Below are 24,551 nucleotides of genomic sequence, written 5' to 3' on the forward strand. Positions count from 1 at the left end.
GGTCCGTCAGCTGACGGTCAGGATCTTGTTCGCGGTGAACGCCTGGGCGTGATCGGCGTCGCCGGGAAACCAGACGCGGTAGGCGATCTGGCCGCGGATGGCCGGCTTGATGCCGAACGCGTACTTGCCCGAGGTGCTCAACTTCACCGAGGCGATCGACTTCCACACCTTGTTGGAGTACTGCTGCAGATAGACCGGGTGGCCGTAGTGGGCCGGGGCTACGTACCCGCTGAACGCGGTGGCCTGCCCGAGCCGGATCGTCGCCGGTGACAGCGTCGCCGAGATCGTCGGCGCGACCTGCACGGTGATGTCCGGGGTCCGCGTTCCCATCAGGTTGGCGTTACCGGGGAAGGTCATCATGAGCACCGACGACACCGTGGGCTTGTAGGTGTAGCTGACGGTTCCGGTCGTCGTGGTCTTCAGGGCCGCGAGCAGCTTGAACGTGGACGAGTTCTTCGGCCGCACGTAGAGATTGACCGGCAGACCGGCGTACGCCAGGTTGTCGATCATCCGCAGCGTGCTGCCCTTGATCGTGATCGATCCGCCGTAGCTGATCGCCGTCGACGTCGTACTGATCCCGGACTTCATCCCGAGCAACGACTTGACCGCGGGCAGGCTGTAGTGGCCGGCGCGATCCTTGACCCAGGCGGCATACGTGTAGGTGGCCCCCTGCGCCAGCCCGGTGTTCTTCACGGCGGTCCCGGTGCCCGCGTAGACGAGCGTCCCGGTCGTCAGTGTCGGCGCCTTGCCTCCGGCGTTGCGTCGTACGATCACCTGGTCGAGGTCCGGTGTCGGCGGAATCGTCCACGCCAGGTTGGCCGCCAGGTACGCGCCGCTGCCGGTGAACGTGGTCAGCTTTTGCGGGGCCTGGTCAGTCGTGAGGAAGACGCTGCTCCACCGCAGCAGGTTCACGTCGGCGCCGGCATGCCGCACGCCGTTCACGTCGATCCGGTACGGCGTGCCCTCCAGCAGCGGACCGGTCGGAGTGATGACCACACTCCGGGTGCTCGGGTCGTACGCGCCGAGCGTGCTCGGCACCACCGCGCCGGTCTTTCCGTTCAGCAGCCGGACGGTATTGGTGGAGATCGAGAACCCGTCCATGTCCCGGGCGAACGTCACCATCGGCGTCGTGGCCACCGCGACGTCGAGGCGGTTGTCGTCGGGATAGACGTTGCGCACCTGATAGGCCGGCGGAACGTCACCCGGGTTGAGGGTTCCGCCCTCGCCGTAGCTCAGGGTGTACGGCCGGGTGTCCCGGGAGCCGTTGTCGTTGCGCACGGCAATGAAGACGTCGCCGGCCGGCGCCGCCACCGTGGTCTTGGCCACTTGCGGGCCCCAGATCGGCCACCCGGTGCTCTCGTCGATGTCCGGGTACGCCTTCACGGCCGAGCCGAGCCCGTTGAGGTTCGTGTCGTACACCTCGACCCGCGGGCCGAAGTTCACCGAATACATGTCCTCGTTGAACTCGGGGCCGGTGAGGATCACCTGGAGTGTGCGCGACGCGTTCGGCGACACCCGGTACCAGTCGACCTCACCCTCGGTGTTGATCGTCGCGCTGATCGTGCCCGGCGACAGCGGGACCGCGCGGGCGGGCTGGTCGTTGCCGTCCGGCGGGAGAACCGGGAAGTCGGTCGTAGTCTTCCCGCCGAGGGCCGCGTACGCGTCGACGATGCCGTGTCCGTAGTACCGGTCGATGCCGCGCGGTCCCGCGTCCCGCGCCAGGCCCTCGAGCCGCTGCGCGACCTGCGCCGGTGTGAACGACGGCCACTTGTTCCTCACCAGGGCCGCGATCGCGGTGACGATCGGCGCCGAGCAGGAGGTGCCGGTGCAGTACCAGTACGGCTCGTAGCCTGACGGAGTCAGCGCCCGGGAGCCGGTGCTGAGGATGTCCCAGCCCGGAGCCGCGATGTCGACCCAGTCGCCGTACGAGCTGAAGTCGGTCAGCACGCCGCCGGCGTTCGTCGCCGCGACGGCGATCGCTTCGGGGTACGACGCCGGGTACTGCTTCGCGTCGGTGCCGTCGTTGCCGGCCGCAACCACCACCACGACTCCGTGGTTCACCGCGTTGATCACCGCGTTGTGCAGGACCGGGTTGTCACCGGGGCCGCCGAGGGACATGTTGATCACCTTGGCGCCGTGGGCAACGGCCCAATCGATGCCTTCGGCGACATCCGCGTCATAGCCCGAACCGTCGGCGCCCAGCACCTTGACCGGCATCGCCTTCACGTTCCAGCCGACACCGGCCACCCCGGCGCCGTTGTTCGCGCCCGCGGCGATGATGCCGAGTGTCATCGTGCCGTGCCCGTTGTCGTCCACCGGGTTCGGACGGGTGCTGGACACGGCGTTGTACCCCGGCACCAGGTGGCCGACCAGGTCCGGGTGACCGGCGTCGACACCCGTATCGAGGACCGCGACGATCTGGCTACCGGTCGACTTGGACACGTCCCAGGCCTGGGGTACCCGGACAGTGTTCAGGTACGTCTTCTGGTCGGTGCCGTAGTACTCGTCGTTCGGTACGGCGGACACGTGGCGCTTGTAGTTCAGTGACGCAAGCTCGACCGTCGGCTCGGCCTTGACCTTCTTCAGCAGCTCGGGCGCGGACAGAGAACCCTTGATCTTCACGACATTCGAGCTCACCGAGTCCTCGGAAGCACCGAACTTCGAGACCGCGGCCCGCCGAGCCGACGACGAGGTCTTGGGCTTGAACTTCACCATCACAGCGTTGGGCTCGAACTCGGCCTTCGCGGTGTCGTGAGGCGCGGTGAACGGCGGACGGTACGGCTCGGGCTCGGCTGCGGACCCGGACGAACCGGTCACGACAACCAAACCACCTGTGACCAGGGCCGCGGGCACGACCAGACGCAGCAGACGGGCAGGACGGGACAACGATGACCCCCAGGAATTCGGGCGGGAACGGACCGCAGCAGCGGCCCCAACGCTCATCGCGCCCCCACCGGCGGTCGTTACGTGCCCGGCCAAAAGTCTTACATAACAATCGTGGCACTGACCGTGATCGTCGCGCTCATCGTCTACGGCCGTCAGCAGCAGTTGCAGCTGCGAATGGTGCTTGAGTTGGTCAAGAGGCCGTATAGCGGGCAATCACGTCCACGCAGCGCCGGAACTGGGCCGGCGAAGCAGGGTTCTTCCAACCGAGCTTTTCGAGTGTCCAGTCGATGGCGAAGGCCGGCGTCAACCCGGCATCGGCCGACTCGGGATCAGCGACCCGCGCGTACCCGCGGCGCACCAGGTCCAATCGGTCATGCAAGGGGTCGCCGGCGTCCACCTCCCATTGGGCGAGGTCGTACGCCGGCGAAGCAGGGCCGGCGAACTCCCAGTCGATGACGCCGACGACCGTCCCGTCGTGAATCAGGAGGTTCTTGGGGCAGAAATCGCCCTGGACGAGCGAGAACGGGGGCGCCGGACGGGTCGGCACCTCTTGGCGCAGGAAGTCGGCACCGCGCTCGACGACCGCGGCTGCCGCCGGGCCGAGTCTTTCCCTGACGATGCGTGCGACCCGGGTGACTTCGCGCTCTTCGGGCAACCGCAGCTCGTGCCGGATGCCTCGCTCGTCGTCCGGGACCACGCTGTGCACCCGTGCCAAAATCTCACCGGCGTCCATGACCAACCGCTCGAGATCCGAGGCAGGCAGTTCGCCGATGAGCTGCTGGAGCGAACACCCCGGCAGGAACTGCTGGATCGAGAAGGACAGCAGTTCACCGTCGTGATCCAGGTGCTCGAGGCCGAGCACCTGTGCTGTCGGCACGCCGACGTCACGTGCCTGCGCCATAAGGTGCGCCTCGTCGATGAACCACGGCGTAGGCTGACGCGCGATCCGGACGACCACCGCGACATCGCCGGCAAACTCGGCGCGGTAGGTCTCATTCATCCCGCCACCGGCGAGGGGAACGAGCCGCTCGACGCCGCGGCCGCAGACTGACCGCACCACCGAGTCGATGATCGGGCGAGGGGTTGTCACCATCGCCCAAGTCTCGTTCAGCGATCCTGACCGGGCCACCCAATAGATTGTTCGACTACTCCCGTCTGTCGACGTGGGCCACGTCAGCCGGCTGGATGTCCGAGTCAGCACGCCTCGAGCACGAAGAAGATGAAGCTGATGAACCTCGCCGGATGCTTCAGCTCCTGCGGACGCAGTTCGCTCGGCGTGTCCGGGGCGATCGGCGGCTCGCTGACGACCGAGATCCGGAAACCTGCCTGCCCAAGCTGACCGGCAAGTGCTCCCGGTTCCCACCGCCGTTGCCAGAAGCGGTTGCCCGGCTCGAGCCATTAATCCGCGGGTTGTGGTTCGAGTCCCACGGGGTCTAGTCGCCGGAGTGGCCCCAGAACGTGATCTCAGTGGGAACGCCGTGCTCGTCGTACAGGACGGCGCAGCGACCAACCCAACGGGCTCGAGGCAACTTGTCGTCAAGCTCGGCAGTATCGGATCGGGTTGGTCGATCCGTACCGATTGCAGCTCGAACCTCATCGGCGGTAGCCGGAACGATCGTGCCCCGGTCGTACCAGTCCCGCGGCCGGTCAGGGTCGACCACTCGGAAGACATCAAGGATGGAGTGCGTCCCCTCCTCGCGAACGTACTCGTCTTCGAACAGGTCCTCCAGCCGCGCCGGCCGGGACAAGCGGTTGGCAGGCGAGCGATACTCGCTTTCCCCGTACCACCAGTACTTGCCAGTGGAGAACACCTGCTGCCGCAGGTCCTGCAGAGCTTGGTTGAGATCCTCCTGGTAAGGAACGAAGTAGCTCCACTCTGACGCACCCATGCATAACTCCCTGCTAGCTCGACGGCGACCTGAGCAACGCAGCGCGACACTACAGGCCAAGCGCTGCACGAGCCCGACCGTTGGCCCCGCTGTAACGCCGAGGCCGCCATGGCGATGGAAGGAGCGGGGGCCACCTGCCTGATCAGGTTGGCCAAGGGGGAGATTCGCGATGATGCGGTATGCCCGTACAGCAGCGATGCTGCTATGCGTCAGCCTGATCGGGCTGACGGGCTGCGAGGACGACTTGGGCGCTGCGGGGCCGACACCGCAGGCCAAGACCACAGGAGCACCGATCGGCAACGGTGCGAGTGCCAGCACCGCGGTGGGTGGGTTCAGGGTTACGGTCCCTGCCTCTTCAGTCAGCGGGCCAGGCACGCTTACGGCCACAGAGAATTCGGCCTTGCCGACCGCCGCAGCCGGTCTGAAGCGAATTGGCTCGGGTGTGCATGTCGACCTCGGTGGAGCTGGTCTCAAGGGCCTCGCGACAGTCTCGTTCGCGGTACCTCCGCAATGGGACAAGAACCTGATCCCAATCATTGCCTGGCAGGACGGTCGCGGCGGCTGGCGGTGGCTTCCGACCAGCTGGAAGCCGGGCCAGACGACGGCGACCGCGCAGACGGATCATTTCTCGGACGGCTTCCTCGGCGGCCTCGATGTCGGCGCGCAGGCCAGGGAGGCGGTGAAGCAACTCGGCACCTGGTTCACCGGCCGCTCTGGGGTCGCCCAGCCAACCTGCGCAGGACAGGACGCCGCGCGCGCGAAACTCAAGATCAGCTCCGGCAGCGGGGACAGTGTGAAGTGGTGTCTGGGCACCGAAGCCGGGAAGACCGTGCTCAAGATCGCGAACAATCGCATCACCTATACCGAGATCAGCTATCCCAAGACGTGGAAGGTGATCGCGGGCCAGCGCTTCGGGGTGAGCCTCGACGCACTCGCCGAGTTCGCAGCAACCACGGCCGCGACCGCGTTGGGCGGGCCAGGTCGGGAAACGATCCTGGTGCAGGGCGGCAAGACCGTGGAGTTCAGTCTGCCGGCGGACAGCGACGCGAAGGTGATCGCACAGATCAGCTTCTACTCGTGGGCTTTGCAGGCTCTGGGTCTCGCGCTCGACATCGAGACGAAGATCGCGAAGCTGGCCGGCATAGAGCTCAAGAACAATGGACTCGATCGCCTGATCCGGATCGTCACGAACCCGGGCAAGCTCGATGAGTGGGGGAAGGCAGGCCAGGACTGCCTGAAGTCTTACACCGAGCAGTTCACCAGCGACCTGACCAAGCCGGTCGAGTTGGGCGACACGGCACTGAAGATCTTCAATTTCGCCGGCACGTGCGCGATCGCCATGGGAGCTGTGTCAGCGAGCGAGTCCGGTCCGCTGATCTTCCCCGCCAGTGTGCTGCTCGAGGCTGTCTCCGCCGTCGTGAGTACGATCGTGAGCGCAGTACAGCTGCTCGTCTCCATCACGCGGGAGATCTGGGACTCGATCGCGAGTTTCGGCGGTGGCGGCAACCCCGTCTACATCATCCGATTCACCCCGAGGTCGACCCCGACCATCGTGGTCAAGATCGACCCGCTCAACGACGCCGGCGCAGCCAAGCCGGAGTACGCGGTTGAGGCCGTCGATTCGCTGCTGGAGTGTTCGCCGTACGTCTATCCATCGCCGTCGGCCGTCAGCGGCAACATCTATGCCTGCGGTAGCACCGCATCGAACACAGACGTGTGCTGGATCGAACCGGGAGCCGATCACGCCTTCTGTGACGTTGCTCCGTGGGACAAGACGCTCAGGCGCTTCACCTTGAACGAATGGCCTGTGGCCCAGGTCAAACCCCTTCGTGATCCGCGGCCGTGGGGCCTCGTTCTCGCCGATGGAACACGGTGTCTGCGACGCATCGGCGGGTCCTGGTCAGGTCGGCCGGACGGCTGGGTCGGCTCCTACAGTTGCGACGCGAAACCCTTCGTCGTACTGGCGGACCCGGAGAACGAGTACAAGGACATCGATAAGTCCCGCCCGACCTGGATCGTCCGAGTCGGTGAACTCAGCGACAACACCAAGACGCTCCCCGCCCCGCGCCCGATGGCAGTAAAGACGGCGTACTACGCGTCCCGGGGTTAGCGGGCCGTTGGCGATCCGGCCCAGAGCAAGTTGTTGCAAATCAGAGGTTGGCGACCAGGTCGCGGGCGGTGCGACCGGCACCGATGAGGGTCGCCGAGGCCGGCCCGGTCCAGTCGCCGTACCCGATCAGCTGGAGACGTGGTTCCTTGATCGCCCGGCTGCCGTCCGTGGGGATGAGACCATCTGGCCCGCGCAGGCCGAGGGTCGACAGGTGACTGAGCTGCGGGCGGAAGCCGGTGCACCAGATGATCGTGTCGAAGGACGACTCGGCGCCGTCGTGCCATTGGACGCCGTGATCGACCAGGCGGGCGAACGGTTCGCGAGCATGTAGTACGTCGCGGTCGCGCGCTTCTCGAACGCTGTCGACCATCACGATGTCACCGAGACCTGCAACGCCGCCGGTGTCGGGTTCACCGAGCTGCCGTGCTCGGTGGCGCCTGGTGGCGAGCTCGAACAAGACCCGGCCGTCGACGTCGTCGGGGAGGAAACGAGGCGGTCGGAGCGTCACCCACGTGGTCTCGGCGACCAGCGAGATCTCGGCCAGGATCTGAGCGGCCGAGTTGCCGCCGCCGACGATCAGGACGCGCTGATCGATGAAGTCGGATGGGCGCCGGTAGTCAGCGGTGTGCAGTTGCCGACCGGCGAACGATCCCGGGTACGTCGGGACGAACGGCCTGGACCACGTTCCGGTCGCCGAAACCACCTGCTCCGCCAGCCAGTCGCCGTCGCTGGTGTGGACGACGAGGTGCTTGTCATCGCCGCGACTCACCGAGCCGACCGAGACAGAGCGTCGTACGTCGAGCTCGTAACGCTTCTCGTAGTGCGTCAGGTAATCAACGACATGGGCCGCCAACGGGTAGCCACCGTCGCCGGTCCACGGCGGCATCATCCAGCCGGGCAGGGAAGAGTATTGGGTCGGGGAGAAGGTCCGCAGCGTCGGCCACATCTGTGCCCAGGCGCCGCCGGGCTGTGCGGCCGCGTCGAGGATGACGAAGTCCTCGCCGGGGTTCAGGCCGGAGCGGCGCAGGTAGAAACCAGTGGCCAGACCGGCTTGACCGCCACCGATCACCACCACCCGCGCCTCACGTGGCTGGTCTTGAAGCACCGGATTCAGACCGCAGCGGGCGTCGGGACCGACAGCAGGGTCGACAGCCAGGTCAGGCGCTCGGGCAGCGGCCAGTAGTAGACCCACGTGCCGCGGCGCTCGCAATCGACCAGCCCTGCCTCGCGGAGGACCTTCAGGTGGTGGGAGATTGTCGGCCCGCTGACGTCGAAGTTGGGCGTGATGTCGCAGACGCACACCTCTTGACCGGCCGAGGCGATGATCGACATCAGCCGCAGCCGGATCGGGTCGGCCAGCGCCTTGAAGACGGCCGCGCCGTCTGCTGCCTGCGCCGGGTCCAGGGCAGCCTCGGAGATCGGCGTGCAGCAGGTGTTGAGTACGACGAGCTCCTGTTTAGGCATGCGTCTATCTTGACTCTTGTCGAATCAGGAGGCAAGCTTCGTGATTAGATGAACATCTAGACAGCACGGAGGATGATCGTGACAGAGCCGGTGGTAGTCATCGGAGCGGGCCCAGTGGGACTGGCCGCAGCAGCACACCTGGCCGAACGCGGGCTCGAGTTCCTCGTGCTCGAATCCGGGCCGAGTGTGGCTGCGGCGATCGACGAGTGGCGGCATGTGAAGCTGTTCAGTCCGTGGCGCTACGACATCGACGGTGCTGCTCGCCGTCTGTTGGAGCAGACCGACTGGATCGAGCCCGACCTGGACGTGTTGCCGACCGGTGGTGATCTGATCGACTTCTACCTGGCGCCGCTGGCGAAGGCGCCGCAGTTGGGTGATCGGATCCGGTATGGCGCTCAGGTGGCTGCGGTGACTCGGGTCGGGTTCGACCGGGTCCGGACGGCGGGTCGCGCGGAGGCGCCGTTCCTGGTGCGTCTGGCCGATGGTGAGGAGGTGCTCGCCAGTGCCGTGATCGACGCGGCGGGTACGTGGCGTCGGCCGAACGTTCTCGGCGGTTCCGGGATCCCCGCCCGGGGCGAGGCCGACGTGACCGACGCGATCTCGGCGGCGTTGCCGGACGTGTTGGTGCGTGACCGTGAGCGCTTTGCTGGTCGGCGTACGGCCGTTGTCGGGGCTGGTCACTCGGCGGCGACGACGCTGCTGGAGTTGGGTGAGCTGGCCGCGCAGGAGCCGGGCACCGAGGTGTTTTGGGTGGTGCGCGGCGCCGACCAGGCCCGGACCTACGGAGGTGGCGCCGGCGATGAGCTTCCGGCCCGCGGTGCGCTCGGGATGCGGCTGCAGAAGCTGGTGCAGTCGGGGCATGTGGAGCTGGTGAGCAGCTTCCGGATCGAGGCCGTCGCGCGTACGGCGGATGGTCGGGTGGAGCTGGCGGCGGGGGACCGGACGGTGGTCGTGGATACCGTGGTCAACTCGACCGGTTTCCGCCCCGACCACGACATGGTCGGCGAGCTGCGCCTGGACCTGGACCCGATCTTGGGGTCGACGCGTGCGTTGGCGCCGTTGATCGACCCGAACCAGCACTCCTGTGGGACCGTCCCGCCGCACGGCGTCGACGAGCTCGAGCACCCCGAGCCCGGGTACTACGCGGTGGGTGCGAAGTCCTACGGTCGGGCGCCGACGTTCCTGCTGGCCACCGGCTATGAGCAGGCGCGGTCGGTGGTGGCCGCGCTGGCGGGTGACTGGGAGGCCGCGCGTGATGTCCAGCTGAACCTGCCCGAGACCGGCGTGTGCTCGTCGAACCTCGCCTACGGCGACTCGACCGACGAGGCCGCGGGCGGCTGCTGCGGCCCCGCGCCGCAAGCCGTCGAGGCGCCGGCCGGGCGCGGCCTGGCGACCGGTATCAGCGGCGGTCTGCTGACCGTCGTCGAGGCCAGGCCGACCACGCAGTCCAGCTGCTGCGGCTGATGACGTCGAATCCGGGTCTGGTCGAACGCCCCACCAGGGCGACGGCCAGATCCGGTTCGCGACGTCTGGTGGGTGCGCTCGCCGTCACCCAGACGGTCGGGTACGGCGTCCTGTACTACGCCTTCAGCGTCATCCTCGGACCGATGAGCCGAGACCTCGGTATCTCGAATGCCGCCTCCGCAGGCGCACTCACGATCGCCGTCCTCGTCACCGGCCTGCTGTCAATCCCGGTCGGACGCTGGCTGGACGCCCGAGGCGGCCACGTGCTGATGACCACCGGGTCGGCTCTCGGCGCGCTCGCCGTACTCGCGTGGTCCCAGGTTCAGACGGCCGCGCAGCTGTACGCCGTCTTCGCGCTGATCGGTGTCGCCTCGGCGATGGTCTTGTACGAGCCGGCGTTCGCGGTGGTCGTCGCGGTCACTGACCCGGCGCGGCGGGCACGGGCTCTGCTCGGCATCACCTTGGTTGCCGGTTTCGCCAGCTCGATCTTTATCCCGCTGACGGGTCAGCTGGTCGCCAGGCTGGAATGGCGCGCCGCGCTCATCGTGCTCGCGATAGGTCTTGCAGTGATCACCGTTCCGCTGCACGGTCTCGCCCTGCGGCACACGACACCTCGCGCTGATCAGACCGATCGGCATCGGCGCGCATCTCCTGCCCAGGTCGTGCGCGACCCCGCCTTCTGGTTGCTGGCCGCGACATTTGTGTTCCACGGCGCAGCGCTGGCCGTGATCGCCGTACACCTGGTGCTGTATCTGACCAGCCTCGGCCATCCAGCAGCGCTGGCCGCCGCACTGGCCGGCCTGCTCGGGCTGCTGTCCGTCACCGGCCGGGTGGTCGCCACACTCTCGACGCGATGGTTGCCGATGGCCACCATCGCTGGAATCATCTTCATCGGACAAGGAGTGGCGATGTCCATGATGCCGCTCGTCGGGCGGCATGTAGCGGGGACGATTGCCTGCCTGGTGTTGTTCGGGCTCGGCTTCGGCGTCGCGTCGATCGCGACGCCCGCAATCCTGCTCGACCGCTATGGCGCGGCCGGATACGGCACGATCGCGGGCACTCTCGCGGCGCCGGTCCTGGTCGCGAAGGCGTCGGCACCGCTCGGTGGCGCACTACTGGCCTCCGCAGTCGGGTACCGCCCGCTCGTTCTGCTGGTCGCGGGCGCCTGTGGGCTGGCCGGCGTACTTCTTCTGCTCGTGCGTCGTACCGGACAAGAAGTCGGTCGTCGTGTCGGTTCACCGGGGCGGCTCCCCGGCCCTACCTTCCTGCAGGACGGCCGGTAGCGAGCGCTTTCACGACGTACTCGGCGTCGCGTGCCACGCCACGCAGCGTGTTCGACGAGAAGGATCGCTGAAACTCCACTCCGAGGTAGGTCAGGCCCGAGTGCGTGAGTGAGATGCCGCGCCGGTGGAGCGGCATGCCGGTGGCGTCGAGTGCGCCGAGGTCCTTCAAATAGGGCAGATTGGGGCGGTATCCGGTCGCGAAGATGACGCTGTCGATGTGCTCCCGGGTGCCGTCGGTCCAGAGGACCTGGTCGCCGTCGAATCGGGTGAACATCGGCCGCTGATCGAGCAGCCCTGACTCGAGTGCGTTGGCGTAGACGCCGGTGTCGAAGACCAGCGTGCCGCGGACGAGCCTGCTCAGCACGGATGGTGGCAGGAGATCCAGTCGGAGTGTCTGTAGCCAGTAGTGCATGTCGCGGCCGCCCCGGATGTCCTAGTGGTGCCGTGACTTCGGTTGCTAGTCCAGGGCACTCAGGCGTTGCTCCTCGGTGTCGCGCCGTTTTCTGACAGCGGCGGCGTTGCGGGCCGCCTGGCTGAAAGCGCGTTGCAGGCGGGCGGTTTGCCTGCGTGCTTCGCGGAGCGTCTGCCGGATCTGTTCGAGTTGTTCGTTCAGCCGGGCAAGGTCGGCTTCGAGATCGTCGATTCGGTGCTGGTGTGCATCGAGTAGCTCTTCGGCGTGGACGCGGTCAGCCTCGGCCTGTGAGTAGTCGGCTTCGGCCTGGTCACGGCGTTTCTGTTGGGCGGCTCGGCGCTGCTCGAGGGTGCGATCGATCGGCGAGCGGCCCGCACTTGGTGCCGTGGCGCGTTGCGTGACCTTCGGCTTCGCGGACTTGCGAGGAGGCTCAGGGCGGCGTACGACGCGGGGCCGCATTGGTGCGAGCCGGGCGGGGTCGCCGCTCTCGTCCACCACGCCGAACCCGACATGGCGCAGGGCACTGGTGAGCTGCCCAGTCCGCAGCAGTTGCGCGGCGGCGGGGTCGACCAGCGCGGCGTCGAGGGTCTCAGCGAGCCGCTCAGCGGTCTGCGGTGCGATCTGGCGCCCGCCGGCCGCTTGGTCTCTCGCGATCCGCACAAGGTTGCGGACCAGGTCGTGTCTTTCGCGGGTCAGTTCGCGTCGCCGGGCACTGTCCGATGACAGGTAGGTCTCGCGCAACTGCTCACCGAGTTGGGTCAGGGCATGGATGCCGTCGGGATCGGCGCGGACGAGCTGGTTGGCCAGCCACGCCGACACCGTGGGCTTTCGCAGCGCCGCGATCATCGCCGCCGCCCGTACGTCGCCGGCGTCGCGGACTACTCGCGCGAGTTGGTTGCGGGCACCGATGAACTGTTCGGGGGGCAACCCGAACAGTTCAACAATTGCCGCATCCGTGTCCACGTTTCAACCATGCGTGGGCTGAGCCAGTGTCGGCAACGCCTATCGCGTGGCCCAGCTCGCCCGCTACCGCGAGGCCGGCTCGGCGGGGTCTCACGTGTGTGCCGGTAGCAACAAACGGCATCCGGACTGACGACTCATTTTGATACAAGGGGTCACCGCATCCTCACCGGCCGGCCCTTTTGTAACGAATGCGCGATTCCTTACAACCAAACGGAACGTTCGATACATCTATCTAGTGAGTCCGAGGGAACCTCTTGGGCCCCGTCGGACACAGAGGGGATGAAACCACCAACCGCACAGTCCTTGGGCACCGCCCTGTCTCGGTACCGGTATAGTCCGTAATTGTCAAGACCGTAGCGAGACCAGGTGGAGGAACAGAACCGTGCTTACCAAGTGATGCCAGACCGGATCTAGCTATTCGACGATCGGCCAGCAACCGCCCCGAAGCTCTCCTGGCCGAGCGATTTTGTGAGGGGCGTGGGGGGCAACACCGTGGATCGGAACACAGACAGACGCCGAGTCGACCAGCCGGCGCCCAGGGGGAGCGCACCGGCCACCCGGGACGGGATGCCGCCGCGGCTCGACGCGCCCGTCCGGCTGCTGGTAGGCCCGGCCAACTTCGCGGGTCAGGGCACCCGTTGGGCACGCGCGCTCGAGGTGCGGGTGCCCGACGCGTTGGCGACCTCGTTCGCTTTCTTCAGGGGAGTACTCGACTACCCGGTCGACTACGGCGTGCCGGCGCGCACGTACCGGCGCAACCGTCGATGGCAGCTGAACTTCTACAACCACGTCGTGCGCAACTACACGCACGTGCTGATCGAGGCGTCGCGGCCGATCTTCGGACCCTTGCACGGACCGGACGCGTCCGGCGACATCCAATACCTGCTCACCAAGGGTCTGCAGCTGGGGCTCATCGCACATGGCTCCGACGTCCGCATTCCCAGCCGGCACGTCGAGACCGAGCCGTGGTCGCCGTTCCCTGACCTCGAGGACGAGAGCGTCGAGCTGCTCGAGCGCAACGCCACCCGCGCTGTCGAGCTGTTCACGTCGTACCCGGGTCCGGTCTACGTCTCCACGCCCGACCTCCTCGACTATGTCCCCAATGCTGCCTGGTGCCCGGTGGTCGTCGACGTCGACAGCTGGCGCAGCGACGCTCCGGTGCTCGAGCACGAGAAGCCGGTGGTGGCCCACGCGCCCAGCAAGTCGGCCATGAAGGGCTCCGAGCTCATCGACCCCATCATGGAGAGCCTGGCCCAGCGGGGCCTCATCACCTACCGCCGGGTCGAGGGCGTCGACCCTGCGGATATGCCGGCCGTCTACCGCGACGCCGACATCGTCCTCGACCAGTTCCGCGTCGGCAGCTACGGCGTCGCCGCGTGCGAGGCCATGGCGGCGGGCCGGATCGTGGTGGGCCACATCGCCCAGCACGTCCGCGACCGCGTGACCGCCGACACCGGGCTCGAGCTGCCCATCGTCGACGCGACCCCGGACACCATCGAGCAGGTCGTGCTCGACCTCATCTCGAACCCGGAGCGGGGCCGCGCGGTCGCCGCGCGCGGGCCGGCCTTCGTCGAGCAGGTGCACGACGGCCGCCGGTCGGCCGAGGCGCTGTCCGCGTTCGTCGAGCAGCCGAGCACGGTGCCGGCTGACTGGAAGCCGTCCTGGATCCGGCCCAAGGTTGTCATGATGGCCGGCAACGACATCGTCGTCGACGCCCGCGTGCTCAAGTACGCGCAGACGGTGGCCAACTGGGACCTCGACGTCACCTGCATCGGCATCCCCGGACGCAAGCTCAGGGGCGCCCGCCAGTTCGGCAAGGTGCAGGTGTTGTGCCCGCCCATCCAGTCGAAGGTGCTGGTGACGGGGTGGCGCAAGCGGCTGGCCAACGTCAAGGCCAACCTCAAGCCGTGGTTCAGCACCGAGGCCGAGTACATGCTGGCCTACGGCCGCTGGCAGTACGCGAGCCGCGAGCTGCGCGGCGACCGCGGCCGCGACCGCCGCGACCGCGAGCGCATCGGCGGCGAGTCCGGCTCGTCCGTGCCGGCCCAGCGGTCCCCCCTCGACCGGCTGCAGCGGGCGGCGCGCTGGCGGTTGCTGCGGCTGCACCGCGCCATCCTCCACGCCCGCGCGTACTTCGTCCGGCGGGCCAAGCGCCAGGTCGACCTCACCGACCTGGGCATCGGCAAGCGGCGCGAGCGGCTGCTCGCCCTCTACCGCCACCTGCCGTCGGGCCGCTGGCGGCGGGTGATGCCCGAGTTGGTCGACCAGGAGCTGACGCTCGGCCCGCTGCTCGACCGCCTCCAGATCGAGGTCATCCACGTGCACGACGTGTTCATGCTCGGCATCGCGGCGCGCGCAGCGCATCGGGCGGCCCTGGACGGACGCACCATCAAGATCATCTACGACGCCCACGAGTACATCCCGGGCGTGCCGGTGGTGGCCCCGCGCCGGGTCGCCGCCTACAGCGACCTCGAGCGCGAGTTCATCCGCGACGCCGACCGCGTCATCACGGTGTCCGAGCCGCTGGCCCGCTGGCTGCAGCGCGACCACAAGTTGGCCAGCCTGCCCGACGTCGTCCTCAACGCGCCGGTCGAGCCGCCCGAAGACGCCGAGGTCAAGGGTCTGCGCGAGCTGCTGCGGCTGTCCGAGGACGCCCCGCTGCTGGTGTACGGCGGCGGCGTCAACCGCGCCCGCGGCGTCGGGACGGTCGTCGAGGCGATGCCGCAGCTGCCCGACGTCCACCTCGCGATCGTCGCGCGAGCCAACTCCGTCACCGCGGAGTTGCTGGCCCGCGCCGTCGAACTGGGCGTGGGCGACCGCGTGCACCTGGCGCCGTTCGTCGATGCCGAGGTCGTGCCGCTCTACCTACGCTCGGCCTCCATCGGCCTCAGCCCGCTGCTGCACGCGCCCAACCACGACATCGCGGTGACGAACAAATTCTGCGAGTACATCGCCGCGGGGCTGCCCATCATCACCAGCGACACCCCGGCGCAGGCCGACCTCGTCAACGAACTCGACCTCGGCGCCGTCTACACCGCGGGCGACGTGGACAGCCTCGTGCAGGCCGTCTGCAAGGTGCTCACCGACCGCGACCGCATCGCGAAGCGCATCGCCGACGACCCCCAACTGCTCCACCGTTTCTCCTGGGCCGCACAGGCCGAGGTCATCCGGTCGGTGTACGCCGACGTCATGGGGAAATTGCCCGACGCAGCATGGGCCCCCGGCGCCACCATCGTCCGTCAACTCCTCCCCGGCCCGCCGGAGCCGCCGGAGACGAAGTGGCGCGCCCTCACGCAGAACGCGGCGACGGGCTCCGAGCGCGACCAGAACAGCCCGTTGCCGGCATCAGACACCGTTGCAGCTAACCCGCCTTCGGCCCGACGGTTGTAGGTGCGGACTTTTCCGACTCGTCAGACCTCGTAGCGCAGGAGGACCACGCCATTGTCGAATGGGGTGGCATCGACCAGCTTCAGGTTCCGTCGATCATCGAAGAGGTGCGTTCCCTTGCCGCGGGACGCCGGGCAGACCAGCATCCGAACTTCGTCGACGACGCCGGCGTCCAGCAGGGAGCGCATGAGTGTCAAGCTCCCCCACAGCCAGATGTCCTTGCCGCTCTGCTCTTTGAGCTCCCGGACGGTAGCGGCCGGGTCGCGCGTCACGGTCGCGGCCGGGAAGTCGCCCCACGGCGCGTCATCCAGCGTCGACGAGGCGACGAACTTGGTGAGGTTGTTGAGCTTCTTGCCGTACTCGCCCTGCTCGTCGGCGTACGGCCAGGAGTCCTTGGACTGGTTGTAGGTGTTGGCGCCGAGAATCATCGTGTCGACCGAGTCGATGAAGCCCATCAGGCTGTTCTGGAAGGGGTTGTCAGTGACTTCGTCGTCGAACGGTTCCCCCGACACGAAGCTGAGGCCACCGTCCTCCTCGGCGACGATGTTGTCGACGGTAACCCACTGCTGAACGATGAGTTTTCGCATGGCTGTCCTTCCGCTCCGTGGCGATGGTGCGGCCACACCGGCCGCATCACCTCTGAGACGGAGCCGCCACGCCGGTCTCGACATCCCGGCCACAACTCGTCGAGGAAATCTTCGGCGGAAGCGCTGGAGCACGAACTAGGTCTCGACATCCGCGCCGCTGTTCATGGCCCGCGCATCCTGCAGGCGGTCGCCGACCGGGGCTGGAGGGGTTCGGTCAACCACCGGTCGACGGCAAGAGACCAGTACCCGCATAGGTGTGGTGCGATTCGTCCGTCCACTCAGCCGTCGAGCACCTCGCGTAGCCGGGCGGCAAACGAGTCCGGGTCGCCGGTCTGGCCGTACTCCCCGCCCAGGAAGCCGCCGTGGTGGCTCGGGAACCTCGTCGGCTCAACCCCGAGGGCCTCGGCAACGGCGATCGTGGCGCGTTGCGTGATCAGACCGTCCGACTCGGTGCCGTACGCCAGCACCACCCGGGTCGGGGCAGCCTTGATCGCGTCGTAGTCGGGCTCGTATCCAGTGGTGTTGACGATGTGGCCGTGACCGAGCATCGGATCCCCCCGCGAGCCGTCGTCCTCTGTCGGCAACCCGAACTGGGCCGGGTCGGGAGCCGGCCGATCGGTCCAGTCGGCGGGGACCTCGCCGCTGTGCATGGCCAGGCCCAGGAACTTGGCCATCCCCGGACCCAGGCCATCGCGCTCGTACGTGTCCCGGACATCCTGGATGGCTGCGAACGCTGCCTCGCGGTCGGGCAATGCCGAGACGAACGGTGGCTCGTGGGCCACGAGGGTGCGAACCACGTCAGGATGCGCCGCGACGAACGCGAGCATGTTCACAGCGCCACCGCTGCTCGCCAGCACATCGACAGGGCCGGGACCCACGGCGGCCTGAATCAACCGGTGGATGTCGTCGGCATGGGTCTCCGGCGTGGGATCCGCATCGGTGGTGAGGTGGCTGCGCGCGCTCTGCCGCGGGTCGTAGGTGACCACGGTGCGGTCGGTGAAGTAGCCGGCCAACGTCGTGAACCCGGCGGCGGCCATCGGCGCAGCAACCATCACCAATGGGGTCTTGTCCGCATCGCTGCCGGGGCGGATGTCATAGGTCAGTACGGCGCCCGGTGCGTCGATCGTATGGGTCGTGGCCTCGGTCATCTGGATCTCCTTCGTCCGCGTCGGTTCCATACTGCCCCCGCACCGCGCGGCCCGCCGCCGAGGCCCATCCCGGCGACGACGCTAGCCGGGAGCCCGCCCGCGAACTGGACTACCGACTGTGCTGCCTGCCGCGGACCATGCGGATCTCCCGCACCCCGCCCTCGACCTGGGCCGTCCCGTCGGCAACGAAGCCGTGCTTGCGGTAGAACGCCTGCGCACGAGGGTTCGGGTCGGCCACCCACAGCGCCACCGACTCCTCCGGATCGACGACCGCCTCCAGCAGCGCCGGCCCAGCACCCGTGCCGTGGTCGGCCGCATATACATAGAGCACATACAGCTGCCTCGCCCACGTCGACCCGACGTCCAAGGGCGGACCTGACATGGCGATCCCGATCAGCTCGCCGTCCCGCTCGGCGACAGCCACGCGGTTCTCGCGATAGCGCTCGTCGGTCAACGCAGCAGTCCAGAACCGCTCCCGAGCCGCCAGGAAGCCTGGGTCGTCGAGCACCGCGTCCGACATGAGTCCCCGATACGTCTCCTGCCAGCACCGCACATTCACGCGCGCCATCTGTACGACGTCCTCGACCCGAGCCGGGCGAACAGTCAGCGAGGAACTCACTGCCGAATCGTAGGCCGCCAAACGCCAACCGCCGCACCGGTAGACATCTCGAGCTGTGCAGGAGGATCGCCTCCGCCGCCTGATCCGACCTCAACCCTGCCGGGACATCCGGACCTCGAACTCCGACTCGTCGTAGCCGCCGCTGTCCGGATCGACTGCCATCCTCAGGTCGCCTCCGGACAGGTGTGTGAACACCACGGTCCACGGGTTGCACCCCGCGCCCTGGGGTGTGGGGGCAAAGCGCATCGTCAGCCGGGAGTCGGTGGCGTCGCTCACTGCGAGCGTGCCGTTGTAGCAGGCTGAGGTGCTGCCCGCCAACTCGGCCTTCTGCAGCTCCTTGCCGAGGGGGGCCGTGAACACCGTTCCGTCGGCCCTCGCGCCTTGCCACTTGCCGTCGAACGACTCTGGGATCGTCTTGGCGTCGACGGCCTGATCGAGCACCCTCCACGTGACCACACCACCCACGAGCAGGGCGGCTGCCGCCGATGCGGCCACGATCACCCGTCCTCGGATCGTCCCCGGCCACCAACGCCGCCAAGACCGTGGTGTCGGTGTGGTGTGACCCGGCGTCGTTGCCGTCGGCGGGCGTCGGGTCGGGCTGGTCGCCCCGGCGGTGTCGGTTGGTCCTGTCTGTGGTGCCGTACCGGTGGCGTCCGAGGGCGCGGTGTTGGGTGACCCGGCGAGGACGGCCGACGCCGAGGCCGCGACGGTGCGGCTGTCGTCGTCGGCCAAGGTCTCGAGGGCCTGTCGGGCAGCCAGGGCGAGGCCTTGGTGGCGGCCGGACAGCAATCGGGCCAGCTCGCCCACCGCGCCTGCCCGGACGCCGGCGAGCGGGCTGTCGATGGATTGCTGGAGCTCCGGCGGCAGCGCGGCCGGCTGGGTGAGCGGGGTGTTGCGCCGGGCAATGACCAGGTCGCCCTGGACGCCGAAGGCCCACTTGCCGGGGTTCTGGTGTGGGGTCACCTCGCGAACCGCGTCGTAGACGTAGTCGTAGAGCTCGTCCAGGTCGACGTACCCGTCCTGGTCGCGGTCCGCCTCCCCGGTGCTGAGACCACGCACCATCGCGGTCGTGAAGACCGAGGGAACCGGATCGCCGGACTCGGTGAGCTCACCGCCCTCGAAGGCGTACTCGACGGCTCCCGACGCCGTGATCACCGCTCGCCCGCGCCCGCCGAAGCGTTCCTCGAGATCCATCACCTTGGTGGCGCGGGCCCTCATCCCGCGATCGAAGGCTCCGGCGTAGCAGCAGTCGAGGAACAAGACGATGCGGTGCGACCGGCTGTGGGTCATCCGCCGGTTCACGAAGTCGGCGGCGACCGCGGTCGCGCCCAGGAGGCGGAGCCGGGTGTTCGTCATCGCGAAGTACAGTTCGCCGTCCTGGTCCTTGATGCCATGGCAGGAGAAGTGCAACAGCAAGAGGTCGTCGGGAGAGCGGTCGGTCAGGAACTCCTCGACGGCCTCATTCACCACGTGGGCCGGCTCGTTCAGCAGCGTCCGGACATCGAAGCCGCCGATCTCCGGGTCGCTCAACACCGCCGCCAGGGCGTCGGCGTCCGCGGCTGGAGCCCGGAGTTCGCTGAGCCCCGGGTCTTGGTACTCGTTGCTGGCCACGATCAACGCGCTGCGGCTGCCGCGGGCCGACTCGAGCCAGGGGCCAACAGCCATGCTCTCAGTGTGTCGTCGGGCCGCCCGGATGGGAAGGCGACCGTCGAGCGCCAGCCCGACAGACACGCCCTGTCAGTTCGGCCGGCGGACGTACGAGATCTTCGCCGGCTCTTGGGGAGCAGGCATGGATCCGGGAAACCCCGTCGGAGAGGCGTTGAACACGCGGCCCAAGTACGTCGCCTCGACCACGCTCACCGACTCGCGATGGGCAGGCACGACCGTCCTGTCCGGTGACGTCGCGGCTGCTGTCGGCGAGCTGAGAGCCGACCCGGGTGGTGAGCTCCAGGTGTGGGGCAGCGGCACCCTGATCCGCTGGCTGCTCGACCACCGACTGGTCGACGAGATTGTCCTGCTCACCTATCCCGTGGTCGTCGGCCAGGGCACACGGCTCTTCCCCGCCACCGGCCCGGACATGGGACTCGATCTGGTCGACGTGCAGTCCACCCCGAAGGGGCTAACGATCCAGACCTACCGCACCACCGGTCGCCCGCAGTACGAAACGGCCTGAAGCAGGTGACGTTGGTGTCCTACAGGCGCACTCGGCGTCTGGATGGTCGCGGCCTCCGGCCTCGACGTCGCGCGGTCATGGCTGCGCGATTCTGGGAGGTTCCAGGTGGCGCTCCGAGGCCAAGTGCGTGAAGAGGGCGCGGTTGTAGGAGTTCATCTCGGGCAGTTCGAGTGGGTCGTAGAACCTGAGGTCTGTGGTCTCTGGGTCGGATATGTCGAGGTGCCCCGACCACGTCTCGGCGCGGTAGGTCAACGAGATCACCTGGCACTGGTGACCGTTGGGGTAGACCAGGAAGCATTCGGGACCCGAACGTGCTGACAGCAAAGTCAACTCGCCGGCGACGAGGCCGGTCTCCTCACGAAGCTCTCGACGCGCGGCCTCTTCGAGTCGCTCACCTGGTTCCATGGCGCCGCCGGGGATGCACCAAGTCTGGTCGTCGGAGCGCTGTTGGAGCAGGACCCGCTGCTGGTCATCCCAAACAAGCACGCCGGCCGCCGCGACCACCAGCGGTTCCTTTCCGACCAGTGTTCGCATTCGCTCCAAGTAGGGTGCTCTGCCGTCGTCGCCCACGATCGCAGGATAGGCGCGGCGAGACAGTCCTGCAGCTGTTGCAATGCGTCAGTTGGTGAAGGCCTCGGGGGCGACACCATCGAGGAAGTCGGCTGACGCGTCCGCTCTGATTCGTTCCTGCGTTTCACTTCCGATGCCTTGGGCAACAAAGTTCGTCGAGTCAGGTGGTGGCTCTGCCGAGCTGCGCAAACGTCTGCTTGATAAAGGAGGCGGCGGTCGGATGCGTCACGAAAGTGAGTCGGTGGGTGGGAAGTGGGGCTGTGCCATCGACCGGTGCGTTGCGGGGGTGGTTGGATCGGAAGCATCCGGGAAGGCCGGGTGCTGACAATCCTGCTGTGGGGGGAACTGCGGTGGGTTGGGGGGAATTGTGCGTTTGATTTGTGCTGCGCTGGGGGCTGGGGTTTTGGTGGTTGCGGCTGGGGGGTGTGGATCGGGTACGACGGGAGTGGCGGAGCCGGCGGCGATTGTTAGTAGTCGGGTTACGCCGACGCCTGACGGGCCCACAACGTCGACGCCGGCTGCGACAGCTAAGCCGACTGTGGTCAAGCCGCCTGTGGTGAAACCGTCGAAGGTGACGGTCAAGAAGACGGTGGTGGAGGTTCGGGTTATTGCGTTCAAGAAGAGGACGGTGACGGATTCTTCGCTGGCTAAGGGGGAGAAGGTTGTCACGACCACGGGAGTCAACGGGTCGCGGCGGTTGATTTATGAGGTGACGTTCGTTGACGGCGTACAGACGGCTAAGGAGTTGCTGAGGGATGTGGTTGCCAAGCAGCCGCGGACTCAGGTGACCGCCGTCGGTACGAAGGTCGAGGAGAGCGAGTCGTCGGAGTGCGATCCGAATTACAGCGGGGGCTGTGTGCCGATTGCCAGTGATGTGGATTGTTCGGGTGGGAGTGGAGACGGGCCGGCGTATGTGCGCGGCCCGGTCACAGTTGTCGGGAACGACGTCTATGGCCTGGACCGCGACAAAGACGGTCTTGGTTGTGAGGACTAGTTGGGGTTGCGGCCTAGGTGGGCGAGGATCTGGGCCAGGGGGTCGGTGCCGGAGTACGGGATGTCGGGGGCGAACGGGGAGCCCGGGGTCAGGCGGAGGTCGCCGGTGGGGACGACGTGAGCGACGGCTAGGGCGGCGTCCAGGACCTCGGGGGTGAAGGTGACTGTGGTGCCCAGGGTCTTGGCGACGTCCCAGGAGTGCACGACGTAGTCGATGAAGTGGAAGCTGATCGCCTGGTGGCCGGGGAACGGCTGGTCTGTGCCGAACTCGGGGAGCGGGAAGAGGCGATCCGCGACGCCGTCCTCGGCGAAGGCGGTCAGGACGTGTTCGGCTGAGTCGATGTAGGCCTTGACCGGGTCGTCGCCGAGGTCGCGGAGTTTCCACACGGCCTCGTTGCCGTCGCCTCGGGAGGCGGCGGCGAAGCCGTTGTGCTGGGTCGCCATGTGGGCGAGGAGGCCGTAGAGGGTCCAGGCGCGGCAGGGGGTCGGCTTGGAGAGGTCGGCGTCGGTGACACGCGCGACCAGGTCGATGCTGGCCTGAACGGCTTGTGCGTCGAGGGGTACGTAATCAACAGTAGGCATCTGCTGATCATATGCGCGAGCTTATGATTGCGCCAGTGTTATCTTCCGTGATGTGAGCCCGGAGGATGAGCGCCCCGACCTCGCCGCGATGCTGGCTCCGTTGCTGCGGGCACTCATCGCGGTGGAGTTGCCAGTGCTCGCCGAGCACGACGTGTCCATGTGGGGATACTCCGTACTGACCACGCTCGACGACACGCCGGTGCGCACCCAGGCCGCTCTCGCGGACGCGATCGGGGCCGACAAGTCGCGCATCATCGGCACCCTCGACGAACTGCAGGACGCCGGCCTGATCGAGCGGACGCCGGACCCGAACGACCGCCGCGTCAGATTGCTGTCGATTACGCCGAAGGGCCGTCGAGTACGTCGCTCCGTCCGCAAAGACATCCGGGTGCATGAGAACCGCATCCTCGAAGCCCTCCCACCCGCCGACCGTCAAGCCTTCCTCCGCTCCATCCGCAACCTGTACGACGCCCGCTGAGCCCCGAGCCTCCATCGGGGGATGGAAGGGGTTCCCTCGGGGGAGTGATCCGCGGGGTAGGTGAGTCGGGTCAGGGTGGAGGTATGGCGATCGCACGTGTGGGGGAGTTTCGTCGGGATGCGTCGGTGGGGATGGGGTGGGTGGCTCGGGGCGCGGTCGGGTGGGCGGCGGCGTACGGATGTTTGCGGGTGTGGTTCGCCACCGGTCATGCACCGGACTGGAAGTTCCCGGGTGGCGACCTGCTGGTCCCGGATTGGGTGGCGGTGGGGGGGTGCGTGGTCAGTGCCGCGACAGTCCTCGCACTGCATAGACGACCGAGCTCCCGGCTTCTGATCAGGGCGCTGTGGGCAGTCGCGGCCGGCTGGGTCGCAGCTGCTGCGTTGGCGCTGCTCGATGTCGTTGGTGGTGTGCTGCCCGGCCTGGGGATCCCGTTCGATTGGAAAGGGATGGTGAGCAGGTTGGCCGCCCTTGGAGGAGCCGCGCTTCTCGGCCGGACTGCCCTGACCTATCGGCGGCGGCTCGGTCCGGGCCGGTCGCTAGAGGCGATCCCCATCTGGGCCGTGATCGGCGCGTGGTCCGCGGTTGCCGGTTGCTTGATCCGGTTGGCCGCGCAAGCAGTCGTCGGGTTCGACACGCCGTACGGCGCCAACCTCTCGCTGATCCTGTTCGAAGGCGGCTTCCTGCTCGCCGGGATTGTGCTGCCGCTGCTGCTGGTCTATCGCGTCGGCCGGTTCTTTCCGCGCTGGATGCTGTTGCTCCCCGGCGCCGGCCTCGGCGGGGGCATCACGGCGTACTTCGGTGTCGGCCTGCTCCAGATGATCGCTGCCGCAGTCCAGGGCAAGCCCGTGTACGGCGACATCGGTCTGCCGGACGCCTTCTTCTGGGTAGCCGTCCCGGCCTACGTCATGTGGGGCGTCGGCCTGGCTGTCGCGACCTACGGCTACTACCTGCGAACCCGGAAACCCGCCTAGCAAACAGCGGTACGACGGCGCAACCGATTCGTAGTGTGATCTGAAAGTCACGATGCGTTGAACCCAGCACTCGGGTGAATCGTTCGGAACAGGCGACGACCCCTACACCTCGAGGAGTGAGGCCATGAAGGTGCTGGAGCGCTATCAGAAGCAAGTGATCGCCGTTTTCCGGATCGTGATCGGGTTCCTGTTCGCCAGTCACGGTGCGGCCGCGTTGTTCGGGGTACTCGGGACCAAACAGGTCGAGGCGTTCGCCTGGCCGTCGTGGTGGGCGGCCGCGATCCAGTTCGCCGGCGGCGCGTTGGTGCTGGTCGGGCTGGCCACCAGGTACGCCGCGCTGCTCTGTTCTGGATCGATGGCGTACGCCTACTTCACTGTTCACCAGGTGGATGCTTTGCTTCCTGTGCAGAATGGTGGCGAGAAGGCGGCGTTGTTCTGCTTCGCCTTCCTGCTGATCGCGTTCCTCGGCAACGGCGCCTGGGCGGTGGAACAGCGAGCAGCACCCCGAAGTGCAACAGCCGCAGCGGAGTGATCCCGGCCGGGACCGCACGATGCACGACAGAGCAGGAGCG

Annotated in this window: 22 protein-coding genes; 9 read left to right on the plus strand and 13 right to left on the minus strand. The window is 67.5% G+C overall.

All coding sequences use genetic code 11. The features are described 5' to 3' along the window. Positions 1–6 precede the first annotated feature (6 nt). The 3 genes from EV652_RS09020 to EV652_RS09030 all read right to left on the minus strand — a co-directional run bounded on the left by EV652_RS09020 (position 7) and on the right by EV652_RS09030 (position 4,775). Positions 7–2,817 carry a S8 family serine peptidase gene (locus EV652_RS09020; RefSeq protein ID WP_132208582.1) on the minus strand — a complete coding sequence of 937 codons (2,811 nt, stop codon included), beginning with the start codon at positions 2,815–2,817 and terminating at the stop codon, positions 7–9. Between the two features lie 259 nt (positions 2,818–3,076). After that, positions 3,077–3,979, minus strand: a complete 903-nt coding sequence (locus tag EV652_RS09025; RefSeq protein WP_132208583.1) for a phosphotransferase family protein — start codon at positions 3,977–3,979, stop codon at positions 3,077–3,079. 340 nt (positions 3,980–4,319) lie between these two features. After that, positions 4,320–4,775, minus strand: coding sequence for a hypothetical protein (locus tag EV652_RS09030; protein WP_132208584.1), 456 nt, complete (start codon positions 4,773–4,775; stop codon positions 4,320–4,322). A gap of 400 nt (positions 4,776–5,175) precedes the next feature. Here EV652_RS09030 and EV652_RS09035 point away from each other — a divergent pair, with 400 nt between their 5' ends. After that, positions 5,176–6,885, plus strand: coding sequence for a hypothetical protein (locus EV652_RS09035; RefSeq protein WP_132208585.1), 1,710 nt, complete (start codon positions 5,176–5,178; stop codon positions 6,883–6,885). A gap of 40 nt (positions 6,886–6,925) precedes the next feature. Here EV652_RS09035 and EV652_RS09040 read toward each other — a convergent pair whose 3' ends face one another. Both EV652_RS09040 and EV652_RS09045 read right to left on the minus strand, forming a co-directional pair. Beyond that, the gene (locus EV652_RS09040; RefSeq protein ID WP_242001657.1) at positions 6,926–7,990 is read right to left on the minus strand and encodes an ArsO family NAD(P)H-dependent flavin-containing monooxygenase; all 1,065 of its coding nucleotides are present in this window, start codon (positions 7,988–7,990) and stop codon (positions 6,926–6,928) included. Positions 7,991–7,995: 5 nt separating this feature from the next. Continuing rightward, positions 7,996–8,349, minus strand: coding sequence for an ArsR/SmtB family transcription factor (locus EV652_RS09045; RefSeq protein ID WP_132208586.1), 354 nt, complete (start codon positions 8,347–8,349; stop codon positions 7,996–7,998). A gap of 72 nt (positions 8,350–8,421) precedes the next feature. Between EV652_RS09045 and EV652_RS09050 the strand changes: the two genes are divergently transcribed. Continuing rightward, entirely contained in the window at positions 8,422–9,813 is a 1,392-nt protein-coding gene (locus EV652_RS09050) for an FAD-dependent oxidoreductase (RefSeq protein WP_132208587.1), read from the plus strand. Continuing rightward, positions 9,813–11,096, plus strand: coding sequence for an MFS transporter (locus tag EV652_RS09055; RefSeq protein ID WP_132208588.1), 1,284 nt, complete (start codon positions 9,813–9,815; stop codon positions 11,094–11,096). Before EV652_RS09050 ends, EV652_RS09055 begins: the two co-directional genes overlap by 1 nt. Here EV652_RS09055 and EV652_RS09060 read toward each other — a convergent pair. Both EV652_RS09060 and EV652_RS09065 read right to left on the minus strand, forming a co-directional pair. Beyond that, positions 11,071–11,508: an NAD(P)/FAD-dependent oxidoreductase gene (locus EV652_RS09060; protein WP_132208589.1), complete on the minus strand. Its 438-nt coding sequence runs from the start codon at positions 11,506–11,508 to the stop codon at positions 11,071–11,073. The genes EV652_RS09055 and EV652_RS09060 overlap by 26 nt on opposite strands. A gap of 45 nt (positions 11,509–11,553) precedes the next feature. Next, a complete protein-coding gene (locus tag EV652_RS09065; RefSeq protein ID WP_132208590.1) occupies positions 11,554–12,471 on the minus strand; it encodes a BAR domain-containing protein in 918 nt (305 codons plus the stop codon). A 492-nt stretch (positions 12,472–12,963) separates the two neighbouring features. Between EV652_RS09065 and EV652_RS09070 the strand changes: the two genes are divergently transcribed. Beyond that, positions 12,964–15,861 carry a glycosyltransferase gene (locus EV652_RS09070; RefSeq protein WP_132208591.1) on the plus strand — a complete coding sequence of 966 codons (2,898 nt, stop codon included), beginning with the start codon at positions 12,964–12,966 and terminating at the stop codon, positions 15,859–15,861. Between the two features lie 20 nt (positions 15,862–15,881). On the opposite strand, the gene EV652_RS09075 is transcribed toward EV652_RS09070, so the two are convergent. From EV652_RS09075 to EV652_RS09090, 4 genes are all read right to left on the minus strand, one after another. Then, positions 15,882–16,445, minus strand: a complete 564-nt coding sequence (locus EV652_RS09075) for a dihydrofolate reductase family protein (RefSeq protein ID WP_132208592.1) — start codon at positions 16,443–16,445, stop codon at positions 15,882–15,884. Positions 16,446–16,723: 278 nt separating this feature from the next. Continuing rightward, on the minus strand, positions 16,724–17,593 hold the full coding sequence (locus EV652_RS09080) for an alpha/beta fold hydrolase (RefSeq protein WP_132208593.1): 870 nt from the start codon (positions 17,591–17,593) through the stop codon (positions 16,724–16,726). Positions 17,594–17,702: 109 nt separating this feature from the next. Continuing rightward, positions 17,703–18,212 carry a GNAT family N-acetyltransferase gene (locus EV652_RS09085; RefSeq protein WP_199238094.1) on the minus strand — a complete coding sequence of 170 codons (510 nt, stop codon included), beginning with the start codon at positions 18,210–18,212 and terminating at the stop codon, positions 17,703–17,705. A gap of 90 nt (positions 18,213–18,302) precedes the next feature. Then, on the minus strand, positions 18,303–19,877 hold the full coding sequence (locus tag EV652_RS09090; RefSeq protein ID WP_132208594.1) for a caspase family protein: 1,575 nt from the start codon (positions 19,875–19,877) through the stop codon (positions 18,303–18,305). Between the two features lie 124 nt (positions 19,878–20,001). On the opposite strand from EV652_RS09090, the gene EV652_RS09095 reads away from it, so the two are divergent. Next, positions 20,002–20,385 (plus strand): dihydrofolate reductase family protein, encoded by a 384-nt coding sequence (locus tag EV652_RS09095; protein WP_242001658.1) that lies wholly within the window; start codon positions 20,002–20,004, stop codon positions 20,383–20,385. A gap of 75 nt (positions 20,386–20,460) precedes the next feature. On the opposite strand, the gene EV652_RS09100 is transcribed toward EV652_RS09095, so the two are convergent. Beyond that, complete coding sequence (locus tag EV652_RS09100) at positions 20,461–20,955, minus strand: NUDIX hydrolase (RefSeq protein ID WP_132208596.1); 495 nt, start codon at positions 20,953–20,955, stop codon at positions 20,461–20,463. 571 nt (positions 20,956–21,526) lie between these two features. Here EV652_RS09100 and EV652_RS45160 point away from each other — a divergent pair. Continuing rightward, the gene (locus EV652_RS45160) at positions 21,527–21,949 is read left to right on the plus strand and encodes a G5 domain-containing protein (protein ID WP_158441128.1); all 423 of its coding nucleotides are present in this window, start codon (positions 21,527–21,529) and stop codon (positions 21,947–21,949) included. Here the strand turns inward: EV652_RS45160 and EV652_RS09110 are convergent. Continuing rightward, positions 21,946–22,530, minus strand: coding sequence for a TIGR03086 family metal-binding protein (locus EV652_RS09110; protein ID WP_132208598.1), 585 nt, complete (start codon positions 22,528–22,530; stop codon positions 21,946–21,948). The two genes, EV652_RS45160 and EV652_RS09110, sit on opposite strands and share 4 nt — an antisense overlap. A gap of 52 nt (positions 22,531–22,582) precedes the next feature. On the opposite strand from EV652_RS09110, the gene EV652_RS09115 reads away from it, so the two are divergent. The 3 genes from EV652_RS09115 to EV652_RS09125 all read left to right on the plus strand — a co-directional run bounded on the left by EV652_RS09115 (position 22,583) and on the right by EV652_RS09125 (position 24,511). Next, a complete protein-coding gene (locus EV652_RS09115) occupies positions 22,583–23,008 on the plus strand; it encodes a MarR family winged helix-turn-helix transcriptional regulator (protein ID WP_242001659.1) in 426 nt (141 codons plus the stop codon). An 83-nt stretch (positions 23,009–23,091) separates the two neighbouring features. Continuing rightward, entirely contained in the window at positions 23,092–23,979 is an 888-nt protein-coding gene (locus tag EV652_RS09120; protein ID WP_132208599.1) for a hypothetical protein, read from the plus strand. 124 nt (positions 23,980–24,103) lie between these two features. Beyond that, positions 24,104–24,511, plus strand: coding sequence for a DoxX family protein (locus EV652_RS09125; protein WP_132208600.1), 408 nt, complete (start codon positions 24,104–24,106; stop codon positions 24,509–24,511). Positions 24,512–24,551 lie beyond the last annotated feature (40 nt).

This window comes from Kribbella steppae, assembly GCF_004342025.1.
Taxonomy (GTDB): domain Bacteria; phylum Actinomycetota; class Actinomycetes; order Propionibacteriales; family Kribbellaceae; genus Kribbella; species Kribbella steppae.

Excerpts from the sequence above, each read along its gene's own strand:
- EV652_RS09120 (WP_132208599.1), top strand. The coding sequence starts at position 23,092 with ATGGCGATCGCACGTGTGGGGGAGTTTCGTCGGGATGCGTCGGTGGGG.
- EV652_RS09095 (WP_242001658.1), top strand. The coding sequence starts at position 20,002 with ATGGATCCGGGAAACCCCGTCGGAGAGGCGTTGAACACGCGGCCCAAG.
- EV652_RS09050 (WP_132208587.1), top strand. The coding sequence starts at position 8,422 with ATGATCGTGACAGAGCCGGTGGTAGTCATCGGAGCGGGCCCAGTGGGA.
- EV652_RS09045 (WP_132208586.1), bottom strand. The coding sequence starts at position 8,349 with ATGCCTAAACAGGAGCTCGTCGTACTCAACACCTGCTGCACGCCGATC.
- EV652_RS09055 (WP_132208588.1), top strand. The coding sequence starts at position 9,813 with ATGACGTCGAATCCGGGTCTGGTCGAACGCCCCACCAGGGCGACGGCC.
- EV652_RS09110 (WP_132208598.1), bottom strand. The coding sequence starts at position 22,530 with ATGCCTACTGTTGATTACGTACCCCTCGACGCACAAGCCGTTCAGGCC.
- EV652_RS09030 (WP_132208584.1), bottom strand. The coding sequence starts at position 4,775 with ATGGGTGCGTCAGAGTGGAGCTACTTCGTTCCTTACCAGGAGGATCTC.
- EV652_RS09060 (WP_132208589.1), bottom strand. The coding sequence starts at position 11,508 with ATGCACTACTGGCTACAGACACTCCGACTGGATCTCCTGCCACCATCC.
- EV652_RS09025 (WP_132208583.1), bottom strand. The coding sequence starts at position 3,979 with ATGGTGACAACCCCTCGCCCGATCATCGACTCGGTGGTGCGGTCAGTC.
- EV652_RS09125 (WP_132208600.1), top strand. The coding sequence starts at position 24,104 with ATGAAGGTGCTGGAGCGCTATCAGAAGCAAGTGATCGCCGTTTTCCGG.
- EV652_RS09090 (WP_132208594.1), bottom strand. The coding sequence starts at position 19,877 with ATGGCTGTTGGCCCCTGGCTCGAGTCGGCCCGCGGCAGCCGCAGCGCG.
- EV652_RS09075 (WP_132208592.1), bottom strand. The coding sequence starts at position 16,445 with ATGCGAAAACTCATCGTTCAGCAGTGGGTTACCGTCGACAACATCGTC.
- EV652_RS09080 (WP_132208593.1), bottom strand. The coding sequence starts at position 17,593 with ATGACCGAGGCCACGACCCATACGATCGACGCACCGGGCGCCGTACTG.